This is a genomic window from Varunaivibrio sulfuroxidans, assembly GCF_029318635.1.
Lineage (GTDB): Bacteria > Pseudomonadota > Alphaproteobacteria > Rhodospirillales > Magnetovibrionaceae > Varunaivibrio > Varunaivibrio sulfuroxidans.
This window is the reverse complement of record NZ_CP119676.1, coordinates 2,143,937-2,166,800: the sequence shown is the minus strand read 5'-3', so window position 1 is coordinate 2,166,800 and position 22,864 is coordinate 2,143,937. Positions and strand designations below refer to the sequence as shown.

The window sequence follows — 22,864 nt, the reverse complement described above, 5'->3', positions numbered from 1 at the left end:
TTTGAATGCTGATAGGCATTGGGGTTCCCTAGGTGTTGTTTTGGTTGTTTTAAAACCATAACAACTAGAACACTCGGGAAACACAATTTTATTCAATAAAAACAACGCTCTATATGATTTTCAGGCAGCCCGGTCGTTTGGTTTGCGCGTTTTGTGATAATTGGTCCAGCCACGGCTGGAATTACCTACAGTTTTTGTAACTAAATTTTGATTATTACCTTGGAATTTCAACTGGATGGGCAAAAGTGATCTCTACAGCTTAAATGGTTAGTTTGAGAGACGTTTAGTAGTTTCAGTCAATGTCCTTACAGACAGTATTGCCCTAAGCATTTTCGGACATTCGCAGATAGTAATCATTTATGAAGTGATCGATTTGTTTGCTTAATTTCCACGGTGCCTCAGCATAAATAACAGTGGGGTTGTTGTAGTCGATCCGTTCCCTCAACAGGTCGAGCAGGTCGTCCACTTGCCAGGGTGGGATGCCAAACCCCCTGGGACCGGAAACATGAAAATCGGGGATAAACAAGCAGTGCCCGATTAAGTCGTCTGCATTGCCGTTCTCCAACACTTCCGACAGATCACTCATAGGCATGAACCGAACATTCCATTTCTTTTTCAGGTGCAATCGGGATGCAAGGGCAAGCAATAACCGTTCCGGGCAAAGCTTCGAGGGGGTTTGGTGTTCAGGGTCAAAGTCCTGAGCCGAAAAGCACAGACCCATCATGGACCTGTCTTCAAAGTTCTGAACGAAGCGTTTGATGATGGCTCTATGGCTTTTATCTGAATTGCCGGACAGGGGTACCTGCGCCAAACCCGCAAGCAAGCCCCGTTCAATTTCGGTTTTGTCTCTCATGCCCCCCACAGGGCCACACGAAATACGCACCTCATGCCCTGGATGGATTAGGGACGGCAGACGAACCTTGCCTGCTGAGTGATGTGCCCAGTCTCTCGGTTCATCTAACTCGAACGAAGTCCGGGGGAACCGATGCCCGCCATTGAGGGTCTTCAATTCCTTGCGCTCAGCCTCGGGGAGCGCCCCGTGGTTTATCAGTTTGAGGGACAGGTTCCACCAGCGGGTATTGTCCTTCCAGGACTGTGCAGTTGCACGTATATCCCGGAGAGCCTGTTCCTTATATTGCTCGGAAGATCGTGCAGGACGGCGGTTATTCGCCTGTTCCAGGGGCGTCGCCCACTGGATGTTGCCTTTTTCATAATGACCGTTAGGGTCTATTCGGTCTAAGGTCATGCCTTCTGGGCAAAGACCAATGTCTTCGACCAAATCCATCACCGTGATCCGGCATTCAATCCCCCTCCCTCCGTAATCCTTATATTGAGGATGGTTGGGGTTTTCGCAACGCTGTTGAGCATTGCGCCTGGAACCGTATGTAGGGGTGCCTGAAAGCCCATGCGTTGCAGGTCTGCCCTTCTTTGATCCCTTTGATCCTGTTTTCTTTTTTTGTGTTTTCTTTTTTGTCTTTTTCTTACTTATATCAACCTGTTCAAGAAGGTGCTTCCCGCCACCCTTGATAATTTTTATGCCGCCAGAGCCTTTGGTCGAGCTAGGTTTAGACATAGCCCCCCTCCGCGTACATTTTGTTCTGGGTGGTCAGCATATTCCCCGCCCTCCTTGGCTTGACCCTGTATCCTACTTCTTCTTTACATACAGGTGTGAAAGGTCCAGTCCTGGATAACCGATCCGCTTGACGTACTTGTATAAGTGATCGGCCTCGTGACCCTTACCGTATTTCTTGTGAACCGCCGTGTCCCCAGACGTCCAGCCCCCGAGGCGTTCGATGATTTCCACCGGGGCTTCAATGCGCCGCAGTTCATCTCGGAAATTATGGCGGAAGCTGTGAAACGAATAGCTGCGTTCGTTGGGGAAGGTGCCCACCTTACGCGGGATGCCAACACCCTTTTGAAAGCTGGCGAACCGCTTGGTGAAAACGTCACTCCTGTATCCCGACTTAGGTACGGGTATTTCAGGGAAGGCTTTTGTCTCTCCCTTTGCTCGCAGGTCTTCGATGTAATCGAGCAGTCCTATACGGATCAATATCGGGTGGACCGGAAACATGCGACGGCTGGACTTGTTCTTCACCCGCTGATCTTTGGTGTTGGGGAACACATGAAAGTAATGTGTGCCCGCTTCCGTGCATTTCAAATCGTCCAGATTGAACTGACAGACTTCATTCATACGCATGCCCGAGAACAGGCTGATAAGCGGCAACCAGAAGCGACTACGTTTAGGATGGTTCGGCCCCGGCTTGTTCAGCCCCCGATCATCGTCGACGCACCCGGTATAGATCGGGGCGTTGAAGATGGCCTGTAGCTGTTCCAGGGTGAATGGATCCCGCTTCTCTTCATCCGGGACCGAGATCGCAAGCGGCATCAAACCTTCCGCTGGATTGCTGTCGATGTAGCCTTCCATACGGGCAAAATCCAAGACCTTGTTGAGGGTCGAAAGATAGCTATTCTGCGTTTCCCACTTCATCGGCGACAAACCCTGCTTCTCAGCTTTTGCCAACACCTTTGCCAGTGGAAGCTTCTTGAACCGCTTCCTTCGGTTTGGCGGCAGCTTTGACAGGGCATCTACAAACTCACGGCACATCTTCCGTGTCACGTCTTGGATGGGCGTATCCTTGCCCATAACTTCGAGGATCAAATCAGCCCCGACGCGTTTGTCCCGACGACGTTTGTTTCTGATGTTCTTGGTCTCCGCCATACGTTCGTAGTCTTCGATGTATTCATCGCAGACCTTCGATAACGGCATGAGAGGCGTCGCCCTGGCCCCGTTGCTAGCTGATGGGGCGAACAGGGTATCGTAGTGTGACTGTGAGAAGTCCTGGTTATGACGAGCCTGGGCGCGGCGATAGACTTCGAGCAACGCTCGGCGCATAAACTCGAAGAACTCATCGTGAAACGGGTCGTTCAAATCCAATTCGATGTTGTGTTGGGCGAGCAACTTGTCACTGACATCACCAACCTTCAACAGCCCCTCTTCGTTGGAAGGGTCTGCCAGGGTTTGCTCAGAGATACCAAGGTCGATTTCAATGTCCCGCTGGATGCCCTCTGGCACGGGGCCGCGCTTGACCTCTTGTTTTTGAAACTTGAGATCGGTTTCGCGTACATACTCTCGGACAATTCGCAGTGCTTCGTGATGCGACAATGCGGCCCTTGACTGTTCCGGGTCATCGGATTGTCTGGCGGCTGCGTCAAAGCGGTCATTCCACTCGACGTCAAGTTCGTCGCGCATTCGTGCGGCCACTTTGAAGTCTTTGGTTTTGAGCGAAAACTGAACGACGGACTGGCCCACAGCCTTTTCCAGACCCTGGGGGACACGGCGGCGGTAGTACCAAACATCGCCACGCTTCGTCAGATTATGTTTCTTTGGCACCTTTGACATCCCTCATGTGTACCACCGTTGTGTACCAGTTGGGAATGCTAAGGCGTTGTGGGAGTTGGATGTTTAATAATTCCAGCCCCTTAGAGGGGAAATGGTGGGCCCGGCAGGACTCGAACCTGCAACCAGACCGTTATGAGCGGCCGGCTCTAACCAATTGAGCTACGGGCCCGGAAAAAGAATCCAGGCCCCGCTTATAGCAACGTTTTGTGTGGGGCGGAAGTCCGACGTGCGTTCCGGGGAGAAGATGCCGCTCAACGCGAGTCCACCGGGGCATCGACCTTGATGCTCGCGGCGATCTGGGCCAATCCCTCGTCTAGACTATCGACGGTTTCACGAATGATCACTGCCGACGGGGGCATCGGTCCGATTTTCTCGTCGCTGAACGATGTCAGGATTCCCACCGGCAGATCGCGCGTCACTTCCATGCTGCCCAATGCACGCGCCACGTCCAAGCCCCAAATATTAGGAAGCACCGCCGAGACGATTACCGCGTGGGGGCGCATCATCAAGGAAAGCTGCAAGACATCGAAGCCGCCCTGCGCATTAAAAAAACGATACCCCAAATTATGTAATTCCCGTTCGACCGAGGATTTTAACACCCTCGCGCTGATGGCCACCAGGACCTCGACGTTTCCCGGCCCGTCGCCCAGCGCCGGAGTCCACTTCGCCGGGAGTTTCTGTAGAACGATGTCGGAAATAGCCTCACCGGGGTCCTCGCCCTCCTTGAGGATTTCACGCAAGACATCGAAAAAATGATAGCAATCCGTAATGTGGCGCTCGCTCAACTCCTTCAATCCGCTCAGGTAGTCTTCCAGGCGGTGTCCAATCGCGGAGACCGCGGGGTAACCAAACGACCCCCCCATCCCCTTGATGGAGTGGGCTTGACGGCGCACTTCGGCGAGAACCTCCAATCCGGAGCAGTCGCCTTTGCTGCATCTTTCCAAAAGCCGCTCCAGATCTTCTACCCGATCTAGCGCGTCGGCGACAAATTCCACCTTTAGGCGGGCAAGAATGTCATCCACATTTGGGCTCATCGTTATCATGTACGCTCCTGCGGTCATTACGACCAGCCGCCACATCCGACCGTCACGCATCGGCCTTAAGCGGAAAATTTTCAATCTCCTTTCATGTGGGAGCCGACGCCACTTTTTGCTACTTTTTTAGCCGCCCTTAAAAAGGACCATTTCAATGGCGAAGACAGGATGACGAAACGTGGAGATCACGATGGCGATCTCGACGGATAAAGCAGCAAAAATTTGTAATTTTGGTCGCTTTTGCGTTTGCAATAGCGGCGCGAACGTACCGCAGAGGAGCGAAGTCCTAACGAAACGCGCGACTACGCCATATCGTGGCGTCGCCACCGGGTTTCAGGCGACGCCATCGCCGGACGGAGGAACATCCCGGCGATCCCGTTTTCGAGCGAAGAGACGCACGACCAAAGAGAAAAACAAGGGGACGAAGAAGACCGCCAAAATGGTCGCGGAGATCATACCCCCCATGACGCTGGTGCCGATGGCGATCCGCCCGCCGGCCCCCGCCCCGGTGCTGATCGCCAACGGCAAAACGCCAAGGATAAAGGCCATCGAGGTCATGACGATGGGCCGCAACCGCTGCCGGGCGGCCTCCTTTGTGGCCTCCAGAAGATCCATGCCCCCATCGTAAAGACGACGGGCGAATTCGACGATCAAGATGGCGTTTTTCGCCGACAGGCCGATGGTTGTCAGCAGTCCGACTTGGAAGTACACGTCATCGGGCAGGCCCCGGAACAGTGACGCCAGCACCGCGCCCAATACGCCGAGCGGCACCACCAGCATCACCGATACCGGTATCGTCCAACTTTCGTACAGAGCGGCCAAACACAAGAACACCACGATCAACGACAGGCCGTAAAGCGCCGGAGCCTGCGACGTGGACATGCGCTCCTCAAGAGACAAGCCGGTCCATCCATAACTGATGCCGGGCGGCAATTTTGCGGCGATTTGCTCGATTGCGGCCATCGCTTGCCCGGAGCTGACGCCGGGCGCCGGAGAGCCGAGAATTTCCATCGATGGCGTCCCGTTATAGCGCTCCAAACGGGGCGAGCCCGAACGCCACTGCACGCTGGTGAACGCCGAGAACGGCACCATCTTGCCGCGCGCGTTGCGCACGTACCACTTGTCCAGGTCCGCGGGCATCATTCGGGCCGAGGCCTCGCCCTGCATATAGACCCTCTTGATTTTACCATTTTCCATAAAATCGTCCACATAGGTCCCCCCCCATGCGGTTGACAGGGTGGCGTTCACATCGCTCAGGGAGACTCCCAGCGCGCCCGCCTTTTCCTGGTCGATCAGAAGATGGAATTGCGGCGTGTCGCTCATTCCGTTGGGCCGCACGCCGACCAACAGCGGTGAACGGGCGGCCATGCCCAGCATCTGATTGCGCGCCTTCAACAAGGCGTCGTGGCCGAGGCCGCCGCGGTCGAGCAATTGAAGGTCGAACCCGGTGGCGTTGCCCAACTGGGTGATCGCCGGCGGGGAAAAAGCGAAAGCGCGTGCATCCTGGATATGGGCATAGGCCGCCATGGCCCGCCCGATGATCGCTTTGATGCTGGTTTGCGGCGTCGTGCGCTGCGACCAGTCGCGCAATTTAACGAAGGCGATCCCCATATTTTGGCCGCTACCGGAGAAGCTGAAGCCCGATACCGTGAACACACCGGCGACCGTTTTCGCCTCGTCCTTGCGAAAATGCCGCTCGATTTGCGTCAAAACGGCGTCGGTGCGTTCCTGGGACGCCCCCGGGGGAAGTTGGACCATCGAAAACATGATCCCCTGGTCCTCGTTGGGCAGGAACCCCGTCGGCAACCGCATCAAGGCCACCCCCAGCGCCGACACAATCAAAACATAGACAATCAAATAACGCACCCGCCGTCCGATCACATGGCCGACGCTGTCGCGATAAAAACGGCTGGAGCGGTCAAAGGCGCGGTTGAACCAACCGAACGCCCCCCGTTTTCGATAGGCGTCACCGTGCACGGGCTTGAGCATGGTAGCGCACAACGCCGGGGTCAACGTCAGGGCGACGACCACGGACAAGAGCATCGCCGAGACGATGGTGATGGCGAATTGACGATAGATCGCTCCCACCGAGCCGCCAAAAAAAACCATCGGCACAAACACCGCGGACAGCACCAGGGCGATGCCGATCAGGGCGCCGGTGATTTGATCCATGGATTTGCGCGTCGCCTCGCGCGGCGAGAGACCATCCTCGCTCATCACCCGCTCGACGTTTTCCACCACCACGATGGCGTCGTCAACCAGAAGGCCGATGGCCAAGACCATGCCGAACATGGTCAAGGTGTTGATGGTGAAGCCGAAGGCGGAAAGAATGCCGAACGCGCCCAGCAAGACCACCGGCACGGCGATGGTCGGGATCAGCGTCGCACGAAGGTTTTGCAGGAAAAGAAACATGACCAAGAAAACCAGGACCACCGCCTCGCCCAGGGTTTTGAACACCTCGGTGATCGAAACCCTGACGAACGGCGTGGTGTCGTAGGGATAAATGACTTCCAGGCTTTTTGGGAAAAAGGTCTTCAATTCATCGACGCGCGCCCGTATCGCCTTGGCGGTATTTAGGGCGTTGGCCCCGGTCGCCAAGGATATCCCGAGTCCGGCGGCGGGCGCGCCATTGTACTTGGCATGAATCTGGTAACTTTCCGCGCCGACCTCGATCCGCGCCACGTCGCGCAGGCGTATTCGTGCGCCATCGGGGTTGACGCGGATCAGAATATTGCCAAATTCCCGCGCCGTCTTCAGACGGCTCAGGGCAATGATCGGGGCATTGATCTGCTGACCCTTAACCGCCGGGGCGCCACCCAACTGGCCGGCGGAAACCTCCGTGTTTTGGGCGCGGATCGCGGCCTCGACCTCGGTCGTGGTGAGGCCGAAGCTGAGCAGCTTATTGGGATCGAGCCAGATACGCATGGCGTGCTTGGCGCCGAACAGCCGCACTTCGCCGACACCATCGACTCGGCTCAGGGGATCGAGCAAATTGCTCGCTACGTAATCGGCGATATCGCCCTGGGTCATACCGCCGTCCGGCGAGACGAAACCGACCACCATAAGGAAGCTGTTGTTCGCCTTGGCGACCTTAATTCCCTGGCGCTGAACCTCGGCGGGCAGACTGGGGATCGCCAGTTGCAGTTTGTTCTGCACCTGGACTTGGGCGATGTCCGGATCGGCGTCGGGATTGAACGTCAGGGTAATCTCGGCAACCCCGTTGGCGCTGCTGGTGGACGACATATAACGCAAATGATCGAGGCCGTTCATCTGCTGTTCGATAACCTGTGTCACCGCGTTTTCGACCGTTTGCGCCGACGCGCCGGGATATGCCGCGGTAATCTTGACCGACGGCGGGGCAATCGCCGGGTACTGTTCGATCGGCAACCGCAACAGGGCCAAGCCCCCCGCCAACATAATGACAAGAGCGACAACCCACGCGAACACCGGGCGATCTATAAAAAACTTACCCATGCGACGATCCTATTGCGGCGCCGCACTCAGCGCGGCGTGAGGGTTGAGTGCGCGGCGGCGGACTCGGATGTGGGGGGCGTGAGCGCCTTGGTCGCCAGATCATGCACGGTCACCTTGGCGCCCACCGCGACATTCATCGCGCCATCGACGACGACCCTGTCCCCGGACGTCACGCCCCCGGTAACAAGCCAATTTTCCCCGATTGCCCGTTCGATGGTCACGTCGCGCCGCGCGATGGTGTCGCCATCGCCGACGACCCACACATAAGGAGATCCGTCCGGTGTCCGCACGACCGCTTTTTGCGGAATTAGAGCGCCCTTGGGGACGACCCCCCGGCTGACTTCGGCACGCACGAACATGCCCGGCAACAAAACATGGTCGGGATTGGGGAAAACGGCGCGTGAACCAACCGTGCCCGTACTCGGATCGACCACCGCCTCGGAAAATTGCAAAATGCCCTTGTGGGCGTATACCGTGCCTTGGCTGTCGAGAAGAAGGGTCACGGGAACGCTCGGCGTCTTTTCGACGATGCCGCGAGCGATCTTTTCTCTCAGGTCCAGCACCCTGGTGTTCGATTCGGTAAGATCGACATAAATCGGGTCCAACGCCGTGATGGTGGCCAGCGGCGTGGCCTGATCGGCCGTCACCAAACCGCCTTCGGTGACCTCGGAACGGCCGATCAGGCCGGTTATCGGGGCGGTGATGGTCGTGCGCCGCAGATTGATCTTTGCCGTCTCGAGATGCGCCTGGGCTGCATCAAGACCGGCGCGGTCCTGGGCTACCGCGGCGACGGCGTCATCATAGACTTGCCGACTGACGGCCTGGGTGCGCAGGAGCGATTTGTAACGTTCCAACTTTTTTTGGCTTGAGGCGTAGCTGGCTCGGGACTTGGCGACGTCCGCCTGCGCCACATCTACCGCGGCCCGGTATGTGTCCGGGTCGATGCGGTAGAGCGGCTGCCCGGCGTGCACGTTCGATCCTTCCTCGAACAACCTTTTTTGAATCAAGCCCGCGACCTGCGGGCGAACCTCAGCCCTACCGTATGCCACCGTTCGGCCCGGCAGGATATCGACCAGCGGCACCGGACGCACCTCGACGGTTATCACGGAAACCGGTGGTGGTGGCTTTTGGGGCATTTGAGCGGAGGATATCGCCGGCTCAAGGGCGAATGCGGAGGCGAGCGCGAGGACGAACACCGCGGCGAAACGTCGCGAGGAATCTAAAACCACGGCATCACCTTTCAAGAACCTGTGTTGCGGTACGGTACGTATATTTTTATGACCATATCAAGAGCTATTGACGGTCCGCATGCGCGGAAAACCGCTCTTAAGGGGCTGGTCCCGAGAAATTATTAATGTGATTGAGCGTGTTAGCAAAAAACACCACGGAAAGATACCTCGAATACAGGGGGATTCCGGATCAAATTCACGTGATCACGCCAAAATTTTTGGGGGCGCCCTCAGACGCCGCCACTGTGAACGATCTCGTAATAAAGCGCTTCGAGTTCGTTTTTGTGCTTGGTCTCTTCATTGGCTAAATAGGTGAACAGGTCCTGAACCGGGCCGCTTGGCGTGCTTTGCGCCAGGGCGTGATATTGCTCCATGGCGGCATGTTCGCGCATCAGGGCGTATTGCAACACCGCCTGATCGTCGGGATGTTCCCCCAGGTCGGGCAGATGGACGCAATCGGAGAATTTGCGGTCGCTGGCCGGGCGCTCGATTTGTGCGCTTAACGTCTGTTCCAGGTCGCTCCGCTGCGCCAACCCGGAAAACAGATCCAGGTGACGTTGTTCTTCCGCCGCCAGGTCTTCCACCAGATAGCGGAGGTTCTTGCCGACCTTGGGGATCAGATCGGCATAAAAATCCCGCGCGGTACGCTCAAACTCCGTCGCCACATCCAAAATATCTTTCAATTTTGTCAATGGCTTAAGCTTATCATATCCGTGACCGCCGGTCATATCTTGGCCTCCTGTCGCATGAGGGCGCGATCGATGCTTTTGGCGACGCGGTGGCCGTCGGCCACGGCGTGAACGACGTCCGGGCCGTTGACGCAGTCGCCGCCCGCCCACAACCAGGGTACGGAGGTCCGCCCGTCGCCGTCCACCGCGATCCGTCCCCGGTTCCATTGCAGCGCTTCCGTCAGGTCCTGTCCCAACAGGCTCACGTCGGAGGCTTGGCCAATGGCCTCGATGACCATCTCCCCTTCGTGGATTTTCTCGTCGCTTTCGTCGTAACTGGGGGCGAAGCGGCCCTGGTCGTCGAAGATGGCGCGCACCCGCCAGGTTTTTAGGCCGCGCAGGTTTCCGGCCTCGTCGATCACCATTTCCTGGGGACCGCGGGCATCGCAAATCTCTATGTCTTCTTCGCCGCACTCCTTCACTTCGTCCGGGTCGGCGAGGAAATGTTCCCGGTCTTCCAGGGCGGTGACCGTCACTTTGACGTCGCCGTAGTTCAGCTTTTGCAGCCGCGCGACGCTGCGCGCGATGTCCATGGCGACATTGCCGCCGCCGATCACCACGGCTTGGCGCGGCACGTCGATGGTCTCGCCGTCGGTGATGGCGCGCAACAGGTCCACCGCCTTGGCGACGCCGGGATGGTCGGCCCCGGGGATGCGGGTCGAGCGCCCCAGGTGCAGCCCGATCGACAGGACCACGGCGTCGTGGTTCCCATGCAATTGCGCCATCGAGATATCGGCGCCGATCCGGCTGTTGCAGCGGATTTCGACGCCCTGGGCGACGATCACGGCGATCTCGCGATCCATCGCATCATAGGGCAGGCGGTATTCGGGAATGCCGTAGCGCGGCATGCCGCCCGGCTTGTTCAGGGCCTCGTAGACGATCACTTTATGACCCAGGCGCGCCAGGTCGTAGGCCGCGGTCAAGCCCGCCGGGCCGGAGCCGACCACCGCGACGGTCTTGCCCGTCGTCGGCGCGGGGGGGCCGATGATATCGACGTATTTTTCGTACGGCACCTGATCGGTGATATGGCGTTTGAGCCAGCGAATGGCGATCGGATCGCCGTCGTATTGGGCGGCGCAAACCGTTTCGCATTTATGCGTGCAGACTCGCCCGCAGACCTGGGAAAACGGGTTGGTTTCATAAAGCAGTTTCAGGCCCAGTTCGTAATCGCCGGCGCGCACCGCGGCGATGTAGTCGGGAATCGACATGTGGGCGGGGCAAGTGGCGATGCACAGGCCGCAGGCGACGCAGCGGTCGGCCTCGAGCTTGGCCTCGGCGACGGAATAGCCATCGACGATCTCGGCGAACGACGAGATCCGCACATCGGGTTCAAGTTCGCCCATGGGGATGCGCGCGTGCAAATTGAGGCGATGGCCCTCGGGGCGGCGATAGCCCAGCGCGGCGTCGTCCCAGGGTTTTTTATCGACGCCCGGGGTAAAGCGGAAGGCGTCGGGGTCCGCATCCACCCACTGATAGGCGTTGGACATGCTCAGCGACCCGGTCATGCAAATATCGACGCACAACGCGCACCAGCAGCACCGGCCATAGTCGATGCGCGGACGCAATCCCGAATCGCCCTCTTGGGCAGCGATCCCCTCGACCGGAAGCATGTCGATGGCGCCGTTTTGACAGATCGCCTCGCATGTTCCGCAACCGATACACTTTTTGATGTCGTTTTGATGAAAACCGCGATAGCGCGGCGCGCCCGGGCGATCGTTGATCGGATCGGGGATCGTCACCGGATCGCGCAGCAGGTTTTTCCACGCGCTAAAGGGGGAGAGAACGTCGCGTATGCTCATCACTATCTCTCGATCTCGGGTGGATAGGTGTGCAGCGAGACCATCAGCCCCGCCACATCGGAAATGTTGACGTTGACGATCAACCGTTCGAGTAGGGCGACGGCGTGGGTGTACGACGGCCCGCGGACATTGACGCGGCGCGGATAGCCGCTACCGTCGGTGACCAAGTAATAGCCGTACTCGCCGCGCGAACATTCGCCGCGGATATAGGTCTCGCCGCGCGGGATTTTCCAATGCAGCACGTTGGGCAGTTTGGTCATCAGCGGCCCATGGTTGGGCATCTTGGCCATGATCTGGCGGATCAGATCGATCGACATCACGACATCGCGGCGGCGCACGTCGGCGCGCGCATAAATGTCGGAATCACGACCGACGACGGGCTCGAAATCCAATTCGGGATAGACCAGATAGGGCTGGTCCCTGCGCACGTCCTTGGCGACGCCGGCGGCGCGCGCATTGGGTCCGGTGACGCCATAAGGCTCGATCAGCACCGGGTCGATGTAGCCGACGCCGACGGCGCGCTTTTTGAATACGGCGTTGCGGAACATCACTTCGTGGACGTCCTTCAAGATCTCCTCGATCTCCCGCAGGGTTTCTTCGAGCCGGCCCGCGAATCCGTCGGGCAGGCCGTCGCGCACGCCGCCGGGCAGGATGAACATGTGGTAGATGCGCGCCCCGGTCAGTTCCTCGAAACGATCCAGCATCAGATCGCGCGCGTAGGTCGTCCACTGGCCGATGACGCCGAGGCCGAAACTGCCGGCCTGCCCGCCCAGGTACATCATGTAGCTGTTGACCCGCCCCATTTCGAGGATCAAGGCGCGGATCCAGTTGGCCCGCTCGGGGACCTCGATCCCGGCCAGTTCCTCGACCGCCGCGGCGTAACAGTATTCGTTGAAATCGGGTTCGGGAACGCAGATCCGGCAGACGATCGGAAAGCATTGGATGAAGGTGCGCCGCTCCATCAGCTTTTCGAAGCCGCGGTGCAGATAGCCGACGTGGGTTTTCGCCTCGACCACTTCGTCGCCGCAGACGGTCAGCTCCAGCGACATGTTGCCGGTGATGCCGGGGTGTTGCGGCCCCTGCCAAAGCTTCAGATACTTCCCCGACGCGAGATCGATGTCGAGCGTACCGTCGGCCTTGGGGACGGGGTATTGACTGCGGTCCGGCTGATAATAGGTCATATCAAGTCCCATCCGGATAAATTTGCTTTTTCATGTGCTGGGCCGGATCGTTCGTTGCCCGCCCGGGCCGATGGACGAAGGTCTCCTCGGCGAATTTCTTGGTGTCGAAATCGCGGCGATAGGGGGGCAGGTCCGTCCACCCCTCGAGGATAAAGGGTTCGTCCACCCGGGGACTGCCGGGGAAATCGATGCCGAACATCTCGTACAGTTCGCGTTGGTACGTCGCCGCGGTCGGCCAGACGTCGTGAGCGGTTTCCATCGTGGCGTTTTCACGGGGGATCATCACCCGCAATCCAAGGTCGCAGCGCGTTTCCCGGTTGCACAAAAGATAGGTCAGTTGGAAAAGGCCGTCCTCGATCCAGTCCACCGCCGTCAGGAGGACGAGATGGGTGAAACCCTCGCGGTCGCGCAGATGAACCGACAACGCGCGCAGGTGCTGGGGCTGCACGGTGATAAACGCCAGATTTTCGCGCTGAACCGTCAGTTCGCCCAGCTCGAAACGTTCGCCGAGATTGCTATAAAGTGCGCGCATCGTTTGCCTACCAGTTGTAATCGGGCATGTCCCAGTCTTGAATGACCTTCTTCTGGTTCGCCTTGTACCAGTCGAAGTTTTCGGCGTAGAGGTTGGCCCCCTCGGCCTTGCCGGCGCGGATGATCTTTTTCAAATCATCGAAGCCTTTCAGCAGGGCTTCGGGGCGCGGCATGCAGCCCGCCACATAAAGATCGACCGGCAAATATTGGTCGAGCCGCTTGATCGTGTTGTACGAATCCCAATACATGCCGCCGTTGATCGTGCACGACCCCAGGCCCATGACGTATTTCGGGCTCTGCATCTGCTCGTAGGATCGGATCACGCGCTTCAGCGTTTTCACCGAAAGATAACCCGAAATGATGAACAAGTTCGACTGGCGCGGGGTCGGACGCCACTGCACGCCAAAACGGTAGGCGTCGAAGCGCGGCGTCATCAGCGGGCGCATTTCGATGGCCCCGCAGCCGGTGCCGAAGCCCAGGATCCAGATCGATTCGGAGCGCGCCCAGTTGAACAAATCTTCGACGATCTTGACATAGACCGGCGGGTGAACCTTGGGCGCGGCGTCGCAATAATAGTCATTGATCGGATCGACTTCGAATTCGAAACCGTCCGGTCCCTTGACGATGCGTTTTTTCAGTTCGTCCTTCATCTCACCTCACGCCAGGAGCAGGCTCAAAATGCCCAACGGCACGGCCCATACCAAAAACCAACGGATCGATTGTTCGACACGGAAACGCGGGAAAACCACGCCGACGAAAGCCGCGAACAAATAAATCAGGAACGCCTTGAGGAAAAACACCGGCCAACTGGTGGCCCCGCCGAAGAACAGACTCATATAGATGACGATCTTGGCGATGGGAAAGATGGCGCGGTTGGCCTGCATCAAGGCCAGATAGGCGGAATGATACTCGGTCGGCGGGCCGATTGGAATTTCCTGGGGGGCGATGACGACGTCGAAGGGTGGGCGCATCATCGTGCCCAAAAAGGCGAGCATCGCCGCGGCGACCGCCACCGGGTTGGTGAACACGGTCCAATGCAGAATGCCGCCCTGCTGCGCCGCGACGATGTCCGTTATCGACAAGGTGTGATACTGCAAGGCCACCGCGAAGACCGCGAGGGCAAGGGGCAATTCCGCCATGGTGACCTGCGCCAGTCCACGCGAGACGCCGATCGCCGCATGGGGATGACCGCTTTCGCCCGCCCCCAACGCCATCCCTAAGGTGCTGAAGAACACGAAATAGAGCGCCAGGATCAAATCGCCCGCGAACGACAGGTTGGAAAACATCGCCGAGCCGTAGATAACCGGCACGAACATCAACAGGCCAATCCCCCCGGTCAGGCGGAAAACCGGCCCCAGATAAAACATGACGCCATGGGTGACCGAACTGCGCTGGGCGAAATTTTTAAGCAAATCGATATAGTTCTGGTAGATCGGAATGCCGTGGCGTCGCCCCGCCCGCGCCCCGATCTTGGCGATCAGCGCCGACAGCAACAGACCGTAATTGACGACGATGAACAAGGTTAAAAGCGCATAGGGAATTTTCATCCATTCGAACGTCATGACCCACCCCCCAAGACGAACAGATAAACGACCACGACGAAAGCCAGGAAGTGAAAGGCGTAGGTTTGCCCGTTTCCGGTATAAAACCGCCGCGTAAATTCGGCGACATGATGCAAGGTGCCGGCGACGGCGTCCCAGAACCGTGTCACGAAGGGTTGCACCAAGAAGCCCACGGCTTTGCGATAGGGCGCGAAGAAATTCCAGGCGAAGTGGGTGGTCTCGGGGCGATAGGGGCGTTCGGCGGCGAAGACGATATTGAACTGCTTCACCCTCTGGGCCTTGTGGTTAAGCAGCACCAGCCCCGCCAGCACCGTGGCGAAGATCACGACGACGATGATCATGATCGACACCGGACTCCAATAGCCGAAGCCGCTGGTGATCGTCAGCCCCTGCCAATCGAGGCCGTCCTTGGGAAAGAACGGGGCCAGATAGGCGTCTACGCGGCGCAGCGCCAGGCCCGGGAAAACGGCGAACGCCAGGAGGAATGCGACATAAATCATCTGCGGCAAGATAATCCAGAACGGCGCTTCCTTCAGTCGCCGGTGCTCGTCCTTCATCTGGCCGAGGAAGATCGTGTGGATCAGGCGGAAAAGATAGAGGAACGCGACCGGTCCGGATAGGAAGATGACGATCATCGGCAGGCGATAGTCGGCCGTCAGGATGGCGTTGTAAAAAATCCACCGCCCGCCGAAGCCCGACAGCGGCGGCACGCCGGAAACGGCGATGATGCCGACCAGGACCGCGACGAACGACAGCGGCATCAAGGTGATCAATCCGCCCATGCGGTACATGTCGCGCGTGCCGGTGCGCTTGGCCACGCCGCCGACCGAAAGGAACAGCATCGATTTATAGACGTAATGATTGATAACGAACATCAAGGCCATCAGCCAGCCCAGGTGGTTCATCATCGCCAAACCGAACAGGGCGTAGCCCATCTGACCGATCGAAGAATAAGCGAGCAGGCGCTTGGCGTCCTCTTGGAAAACCGCCATTAAATTGCCTAGCAGCGCCGACAGGGCGCCGATCCATAGCATCACATAGGTCAACTCGACGCCGTAAAGGCGGACCTTCCCCATGTTCAACAACAATACCATCAAGCCGAACAGGCCCGCCTTGAGCAAGATGCCCGAGACCATCGGCGAGACATCGGTCTCGGCCTCGGCATGGGCGCCGGGCAGCCAGACATGCAGGCCGATCGCCGCCGTCTTGGTCATGAACCCGATCGCCAAAAGGAGGAACACCCAAGGCGCCAAGACCGCCGGCGTCTGGCCCAGGGCGGCGATCGGAATTTGCATCGCGCCTCCCGCCGCCAGGGCGAACCCGAACAAGATGGCGAACGCGCCGCCCAGCGAGAAAACGATATACGACAGGGCGTGGGGCTCGGAGCGTTTGCCGCGCAGGATCAGAAAATACGAGCCCACCGTGAGCACTTCCCAGGCGGTGAAAAAGGCGAACGATCCCTTGGCGACGATCAACATCGCCAAACCGGCATACATCACCATCGCCGAGGGATAAAAACCGATCCGCCGCCCCCCGGTGGCGAAGCTCGCCAGCAAGATCACCGCGCCGCCGATCAAAATGATGGTGGCGAAGATCACCTGCAATGGGTTGTAGGCCGGATAGCTGACGATGAAAAAGGCCACCATGCCGACGATGGCGAGGGCGTTCTTCGCCCACGCGGGAAGCCCCTCCAAAAGCAAGAAGCCCAGGGCGAACAGCAGGGGTAGGGCGTGCAGCACATTGCCGAGGCCCGAAAGCGCTCCCCAAATATAGCTGACCCCCCACGCCGCAGCGACGGCGAACAGCACCACGCCCAGTTTATGGCGCGCAAAGCGGACGGGTTCGCGCGGCGGCGCGCGTTTGATGATGTAACCGAACCAACGGAACAGATAGCCCGCTTCGAGCAAGGCGGCGAACAAGATCATCCCGACGAGGGCGAAACGCCCTTCGCCGATGAGGATATGCGCCAATTGCCACTTGGCGTAAAAACCGGGAAACGGCGGCAGGCCGATCAACATGGCGATAAAACTGACAAAGGCGAAAATCAGGAGCGGGTTTTGGCGCAGCGCCGCCCAGGCGCTCAACTCGCGTTCGGCGACGAGGCCCGACAGCCAGTACAGACCGGCCTTGGCCACGCCGTGGGCGAGCAAGATCCCCCCGGCGATAAACAGGTAATGTTCCCCCAAGATATCGCGTTGGCCGATAACCGTTAGGACCAGGCCGATCTGCGCCACCGAGGAATAACCCAGCAAGCGCCGGTCGTTGCGCTGCGACAGCGCCAGGATATTGGCTCCGACAAAGGTCACGATGCCGACACCCGTCGCCACCTCCAGCCATGGCGCGCCGCCGATCACAAGCACCTTATCGACCGCGAACAGGGCCGCCGCGCCGGAAGCCGCGGAAAAAATGGCCGAAAACGCGGGATGTGCGGACTCGTAGATATCGAGCGCCCAGCCGTTGGCCGGGAACGGCTTCAGCTCCGCGATCAAGGCGACGATCACGAGGAAGACGGCCAGCGTCCCCCCCTTCATCAACACCGCCGAGGCCCCCGCCAAGCCGTCGATATTCAAGGTGCCGGTGGCGTGGTAGGCGAAAATGATCCCGATCAGCAACAAGATCGAAATGATTTGGGACACCATCAGGTATTTAAAGCCCGCCCCCAGGGCGCGCGCGTCGTCGGAAAGCAACACCAATCCGGCGGTGGAAATCGCCGTCAATTCGATAAACACGAAAAGGTTAAAGACGTCGCGGGTCAAAATGATTCCGCTTAGGGCCAAGATGGCGATCAACAGCACGGCCATCGCGCCGCGCCCAAGCCTCAGCAGAGGTTCCTTCAAATAGATCGCCGAGAGCAACCCCGTGACGCTGACCAGCAAGACCAAGACCGCTTCGGGCGGCGCCATGCGCAAGTTGATGGCGAAGGGCGGACGATGGCCCGCCGTGAAGACATCAACCCCGGCGGCCCCCTTGACGGCGAAAGCCCATACCCAGTCCGCCGCGATCCCGCTCATTAACGCCAGCGCCGCCAGCGTCACGCCATAGGCGAACCCGCGCCGGGTGTCGCGCAACAGCCCCAGCAGGAACGCCGCGCCTAAACCGCCGGCGATGATGAAAATGGGGTTTACCATTTCAGATCCGTATACTTCGAAATGTCGAGGGTGCGTTTGGTCTCATAAAGCTTGTAGGCGTAGGTCAGCATCAACGCCGTCACCCCGAGGCCGATCACGATGGCGGTCAGCACCAGGGCCTGGGGCACCGGATCGATAATCCGCGCGGCGGCGGTGGCGGCATCGACGACGCCACCGAGGATCGGCGCCGCGCGCCCGGGCATGTACCCGGCGGCGACCAGGACCAGATTGGTCCCCGTGCTGGCGATCGTGAACGATATGGTTATGCGCAAAATATTGCGGTTCGTCAGCGCGCCGTATAGCCCCATCAGGATCAAAACAAACCCTATGGTCATTGCGACATAGACCATCAGCGATCCTCCGTTTCCGACAGGCTAACCATCATCGAACTGAACTCGGCGCCGACTTTAAGCCCGATCACCGTGTAAATGACGGGAATCGCGCCGGCCGAAAAAAGCGTACCGAATGCGCCCAGTGGTAGAATGCGGTTGTCGAGAAAACCCCCGGCGAAAACGAGGCCGAGCACCCCAAGCGTGACGTAGACCAACCCCGAAATCGATTCTACGGCGCCGATCAGGCGGTGGCTAAAGCGCCGCAACGGGTTGCTTAACAACATCAAGAGCACCGCGGAGGCGACGATGGCCCCGCCCTGAAATCCGCCGCCCGGGGTCAGGTGGCCGTTGACAAAGACATAGGCCCCCAACAGCACGATCAACGGCGCCAGCAGGCGGCTGCCGGTTTGCAGCAGTTCGCCCGACGGCAGAGGGTTGCCGGGCGGCGCTTCCCCCGGGCGGCGCGCGCGCCTTAAAATAAGGGCGACGATGGCCGCCGTCAGGAACAACACGGTAACCTCGCCCAGGGTATCGAGGCCGCGATAGGTGACGATGATTGCGGTGACGATATTGGCGGCCCCGGTATCGGCCACCGTGTGATCGGCGTAATAGCGCGCGGTGGTGTTCAATTGGGCGTCCGGGCTAAAGCCCAGCAGCAACCCGGCGAACACCACGCCCAGGCCGGCCAACACCAATAGCGCCATGAATTTTTTAATCATTCCCGGCCCCCCGCACGCGCCCCAGCACAAAAAAGAACAAGAACGTGGTCAGGCCGCTGCCGATCGCCGCCTCGGTCATCGCCACGTCCGGCGCGGCGAGGATCAAAAACTGGACCGATGCGAATAGGCTCACCGCGCCGGCGGCAAGGATGGCGACCGCCGTCTTCTTGCTGCGCAGCGCCACGTACGCGCCGCCGGTCATGGCGGCGGCGAGCAATAGGGTCATGATGAACAGGAGCGGGCTCATGGCGTTTCTCCGTCGTCGCCGGCCAGACGATCGACGACCGTCGCCGCCGACTTCGCCGCACCGCTGCGGTGCGCCGCGCGGGCGAGCACTTGCGAGGACAGCGGGTTCGTGAACAGCAAAAACAGCCCGATCAACAACAGCTTCAGCGTCCAATCGGGGTGCAGGAACGCGATCCCGCTCAACGTCAGCATGGTCCCCAAAGTGGTCGTTTTGGTGCCCACCTGAATACGATTGAAAACGTCGGGCATGCGGATTAGGCCCAACCCGCCCAACAGGAGAAACGCCGCCCCCGCGACCAAGAAAAGACCGCCAACGATGCCCAAGCCCGCGTCCATCACGCCTCTCCTTCAAGATAGCGGGCGACGACGATCACCCCAAGGAAGGACAGCAACGCGTAGACGAGGGCGACGTCCAGGTAGATGGCGCGATTTTCGAGCCACGCCACCAGCGCCATGGCGGTAATCGCGATGATGGTCAGAACATCGAAGGCGACCACCCGGTCGGCGGCGGACGGCCCCTTGACGAAGCGCACGAGGGCGAGCAAGAACGCCGCGCCCGCCAACCCCGCCGCCAGATAAATCAGCGCCTCAACCATACATCACCTGCAAGTATTTTTCGAACCCGGCGACGATACTTTGGGTCGCGGCGTCGATATCGTCGGCCTCCACCGTGACCCAGTGAATGAAAAGCCATTCCCCGTCCAGGGCCACCGTCAGAGTGCCCGGGGTCAGGGTGATCGCATTGGCGAGCAGCAGGCGGCCCACCCGGCTTTTCAGGCGGGTGCGGACCTTGACGATACCGGGGCGGATCGGCAACGCAGGGGTCGAGACGATGACCGCGAGCCTAACGTTCGCGATGACCAACTCTTTGAGAAAATAAACGAAAAACAAGCCGCTCGCCCACAAGGACCGGGGCGTGAAGCGAAACTCGAACAAGAAGGAAAGGCCGTCGCGAAACAGCGCCGCGATAACAAACGCCACCAGCACGCCGACGGCCACAACATCGGCCCTCACCGTGCCATTGAGCAGGACCCAAAACAGGAGAAGGGTCGCGAACGCCTCGGCGAAATGCCGCGTCTTGCTCAAAATTTCACTGCCCAAGGTCTCAACTTTCATATCACCTCGACATCGCTCGCGACGCCCGGCCCACTTTCGCCCTTCAACAAGGGAAACCGGCAGGGAAATAGGGCTTAAGTCCGCCCAATGGTGCTTCTGGAAGAGTGTCTTGAAAGAGCGTCCAAGTCCATCCTAATCCGGACTTCTGAATGTTACATCTTGATGTATTATTTTTTACATTAGGGTTCGATGATATACTAAAATGTCATTAAACACACGCACAAAATTCACCTTTTGCATCTTCACCTTTTGCACCAAAAAAAACGGGAGTGACGCCGCGCGGCATCTGTTCCATGGCGCGCTCTTTCGATCATGGAAGAATAATGCGCCACGAAATGCCGGCGCTAAACATCTAGGGTTAGGACCTATTCGCTTGGCTGCTACAGCGGCCATACGATAAGGATCATCGGCACGCCGACCGCCACGACAATAATTTCGACCGGTAACCCCAAACGCCAGTAATCCCCAAATCGAAACCCCCCCGGCCCCAGGATCAGGGTATTGTTCTGATGGCCGATGGGGGTTAAAAACGCGCACGACGCGCCCACCGCCACCGCCATCAGGAAAGGGTCGGCGCTTGCGCCTAGTTTACCGGCCGTACCGATGGCGATCGGACACATCACCGCCGCCGTCGCGGCGTTGTTCATAAAATCCGATAGTGTCATGGTAACGATCAGGATCACCACCAGCGCGGCCACGCCATAGCCCTGGGCAACCCCGTCCAATAATACGCGCGCGATCATATCCGCCGCGCCGCTGGCGGCCAGAGCCCCGGCCACCGGAATCAACGCCCCCAGCAGCACGATCACCGGCCAGTCGATGGCTTCGTAAACCGAACGCCGGGCCACCACGCCGAACGCCATCATCGCCAGCACCCCGGCGGCAAAAGATATGGCCGCGGGCGCCAGTCCGAACGATGCGCCCGCAACCGCCGTCGCCATAATGGCCATGGCCAGGTATGCGCGTTTGCGGTCGGGAATTCGCACCTCCCGTTCCGCCAAGGGCACGCACCCGAATTCGACCGCGAATTCCCCAAGAGCGTCCGCGCCGCCCTGCATGAGGAGCACATCGCCTTCCTTGAGGATTGTATTTCGCAACCGCGCCATGGAGCGACGCCCCTGCCGGGACACGGCCAACAGATTGACGCCGTAACGCTCGCGCAGGCGAAACCCCGCCGCGGACCGTCCGGCCAGACGCGAACCCGGAAGCACGGCCAGTTCCGATAACAGAACTTCCTCGTTCTTGACGGCCTTGACCGCATCCCCGGCCTCGGTTTTCCGGTCCTCGGCCGTATCTGTTTCGGGCATGTCCACAAGCTTGAGGGCGAGATTGGTGAACATGGCGCCCAAGGCTTCCGGTTCGGCTCTGATCACCAGGATGTCGTTCGTGCGCAGCTTGCGCAGGGGATGGGGTGCGGGAATGCGCGACCCGTCGCGGATCAGACCGATGATCTGGGCATCTGCTTCATCGAGCAGAACTTCGGCGTCGCGTACGATCGCGCCGTCGAGCTTGCTTCCCTCCGTCACCTGGGCCTCGGTCAGATAGGCGGCCGTCTCGAAGCCTTCCGCGCCGGCCCGCTCGCGCACCGGGACCAGTCGCCAGCCAACCAACACGACGAACGCCACACCCGCCACGGCAACGGTGAGGCCGACGGGGGCGAAGTCAAACATGGCGAAAGTGTTTCCCATAGCGGCGCCGCGGAACCCGGAAACGATCAGGTTCGGCGGTGTGCCGATCAACGTGGTCATGCCCCCGAGGATGGAACCAAATGACAGCGGCATGAGCAATTGACCCGGTGGCAAGTCGCGATCCCGCGCCGCTTTGATGGCGACCGGCATCAACAACGCCAGCGCCCCCACATTGTTCATGAATGCCGACATCACGGCCGCAAGCGCGGTGAGGATCGCAATCGTCGTCAGCCTGCCGGCCGATTGGACGCGAATGTGTTGGGTCAAGACATCCACCGCGCCGGATGCCTGCAAGCCATAGCTCATCACCAACACGCAGGCGACGGTGACCACAGCCGGGTGGGAAAAGCCCGAGAAGGCCTCCAGGGGCGACGTCAACCCCGTCAGCACGGACGCCAACAACGCCCCCAGCGCCACCATATCATGACGCCAGCGCCCCCACATGAACATGGCGATGGTAGCGCCGAGAATGAGGATGATAACCGTTTGGTCTCGGCTCATGTTCTCCCCTCCCTCCACCTGAGGGAATAGGTTCAAAGGCGGAGCATCGAACTCCATCCTTCAGTGTCAGACAGCGGCCCGCCCGATACAAGGGAAATGCTCGTGTGGCGCGAAGATCCGTAATTTAAACCGGGGTCTCGTTGCCTTCTCCCGATCGGTGTTCGGCCCACGTCCCCGTCCACCACGGGCAATTTGC

19 protein-coding genes and 1 tRNA gene are annotated in these 22,864 nt (G+C 59.4%); all 20 read right to left on the bottom strand.

The genetic code is table 11. The features are described from left to right. Nucleotides 1-322: 322 nt before the first annotated feature. Nucleotides 323-1,573, bottom strand: coding sequence for a hypothetical protein (locus P3M64_RS10225; RefSeq protein ID WP_132937443.1), 1,251 nt, complete (start codon nt 1,571-1,573; stop codon nt 323-325). 72 nt (nt 1,574-1,645) lie between these two features. Next, the gene (locus P3M64_RS10220; protein WP_165886182.1) at nt 1,646-3,391 is read right to left on the bottom strand and encodes a site-specific integrase; all 1,746 of its coding nucleotides are present in this window, start codon (nt 3,389-3,391) and stop codon (nt 1,646-1,648) included. Nucleotides 3,392-3,492: 101 nt separating this feature from the next. Next, a tRNA-Ile gene (locus P3M64_RS10215) sits at nt 3,493-3,569 on the bottom strand. An 82-nt stretch (nt 3,570-3,651) separates the two neighbouring features. Then, entirely contained in the window at nt 3,652-4,422 is a 771-nt protein-coding gene (locus P3M64_RS10210; protein ID WP_276157018.1) for an Hpt domain-containing protein, read from the bottom strand. Nucleotides 4,423-4,767: 345 nt separating this feature from the next. Continuing rightward, a complete protein-coding gene (locus P3M64_RS10205) occupies nt 4,768-7,908 on the bottom strand; it encodes an efflux RND transporter permease subunit (protein ID WP_132937446.1) in 3,141 nt (1,046 codons plus the stop codon). Between the two features lie 26 nt (nt 7,909-7,934). Continuing rightward, the gene (locus P3M64_RS10200) at nt 7,935-9,137 is read right to left on the bottom strand and encodes an efflux RND transporter periplasmic adaptor subunit (RefSeq protein ID WP_165886184.1); all 1,203 of its coding nucleotides are present in this window, start codon (nt 9,135-9,137) and stop codon (nt 7,935-7,937) included. A 230-nt stretch (nt 9,138-9,367) separates the two neighbouring features. After that, nucleotides 9,368-9,865: a ferritin family protein gene (locus P3M64_RS10195; RefSeq protein WP_132937448.1), complete on the bottom strand. Its 498-nt coding sequence runs from the start codon at nt 9,863-9,865 to the stop codon at nt 9,368-9,370. Beyond that, complete coding sequence (locus P3M64_RS10190) at nt 9,862-11,664, bottom strand: FAD-dependent oxidoreductase (protein WP_132937449.1); 1,803 nt, start codon at nt 11,662-11,664, stop codon at nt 9,862-9,864. The genes P3M64_RS10195 and P3M64_RS10190 overlap by 4 nt, the downstream gene beginning before the upstream one ends. Nucleotides 11,665-11,666: 2 nt before the next feature. After that, nucleotides 11,667-12,845 (bottom strand): NADH-quinone oxidoreductase subunit D-related protein, encoded by a 1,179-nt coding sequence (locus tag P3M64_RS10185; protein WP_132937450.1) that lies wholly within the window; start codon nt 12,843-12,845, stop codon nt 11,667-11,669. 1 nt (nt 12,846) lies between these two features. Next, nucleotides 12,847-13,377, bottom strand: coding sequence for an NADH-quinone oxidoreductase subunit C (locus tag P3M64_RS10180; protein ID WP_132937451.1), 531 nt, complete (start codon nt 13,375-13,377; stop codon nt 12,847-12,849). A gap of 7 nt (nt 13,378-13,384) precedes the next feature. Then, on the bottom strand, nt 13,385-14,026 hold the full coding sequence (locus P3M64_RS10175) for a NuoB/complex I 20 kDa subunit family protein (RefSeq protein ID WP_132937452.1): 642 nt from the start codon (nt 14,024-14,026) through the stop codon (nt 13,385-13,387). Between the two features lie 6 nt (nt 14,027-14,032). Further along, complete coding sequence (locus P3M64_RS10170; protein ID WP_132937453.1) at nt 14,033-14,938, bottom strand: respiratory chain complex I subunit 1 family protein; 906 nt, start codon at nt 14,936-14,938, stop codon at nt 14,033-14,035. Then, nucleotides 14,935-18,066, bottom strand: coding sequence for a proton-conducting transporter transmembrane domain-containing protein (locus P3M64_RS10165; protein ID WP_132937454.1), 3,132 nt, complete (start codon nt 18,064-18,066; stop codon nt 14,935-14,937). Before P3M64_RS10165 ends, P3M64_RS10170 begins: the two co-directional genes overlap by 4 nt. Then, nucleotides 18,060-18,416: a sodium:proton antiporter gene (locus P3M64_RS10160; protein ID WP_132937455.1), complete on the bottom strand. Its 357-nt coding sequence runs from the start codon at nt 18,414-18,416 to the stop codon at nt 18,060-18,062. The genes P3M64_RS10165 and P3M64_RS10160 overlap by 7 nt, the downstream gene beginning before the upstream one ends. Continuing rightward, nucleotides 18,416-19,117: a Na(+)/H(+) antiporter subunit B gene (locus P3M64_RS10155; protein ID WP_132937456.1), complete on the bottom strand. Its 702-nt coding sequence runs from the start codon at nt 19,115-19,117 to the stop codon at nt 18,416-18,418. The genes P3M64_RS10160 and P3M64_RS10155 overlap by 1 nt, the downstream gene beginning before the upstream one ends. Further along, entirely contained in the window at nt 19,110-19,364 is a 255-nt protein-coding gene (locus tag P3M64_RS10150) for a hydrogenase subunit MbhD domain-containing protein (RefSeq protein ID WP_132937457.1), read from the bottom strand. Before P3M64_RS10150 ends, P3M64_RS10155 begins: the two co-directional genes overlap by 8 nt. Continuing rightward, nucleotides 19,361-19,699 (bottom strand): monovalent cation/H(+) antiporter subunit G, encoded by a 339-nt coding sequence (gene mnhG / locus P3M64_RS10145; protein ID WP_132937458.1) that lies wholly within the window; start codon nt 19,697-19,699, stop codon nt 19,361-19,363. Before mnhG ends, P3M64_RS10150 begins: the two co-directional genes overlap by 4 nt. Continuing rightward, nucleotides 19,699-19,959 (bottom strand): monovalent cation/H+ antiporter complex subunit F, encoded by a 261-nt coding sequence (locus P3M64_RS10140; protein WP_132937459.1) that lies wholly within the window; start codon nt 19,957-19,959, stop codon nt 19,699-19,701. The genes mnhG and P3M64_RS10140 overlap by 1 nt, the downstream gene beginning before the upstream one ends. Beyond that, the gene (locus tag P3M64_RS10135) at nt 19,952-20,479 is read right to left on the bottom strand and encodes a Na+/H+ antiporter subunit E (RefSeq protein WP_132937460.1); all 528 of its coding nucleotides are present in this window, start codon (nt 20,477-20,479) and stop codon (nt 19,952-19,954) included. Before P3M64_RS10135 ends, P3M64_RS10140 begins: the two co-directional genes overlap by 8 nt. 380 nt (nt 20,480-20,859) lie before the next feature. Then, complete coding sequence (locus P3M64_RS10130) at nt 20,860-22,668, bottom strand: SLC13 family permease (RefSeq protein WP_132937461.1); 1,809 nt, start codon at nt 22,666-22,668, stop codon at nt 20,860-20,862. Between the last annotated feature and the right edge of the window lie 196 nt (nt 22,669-22,864).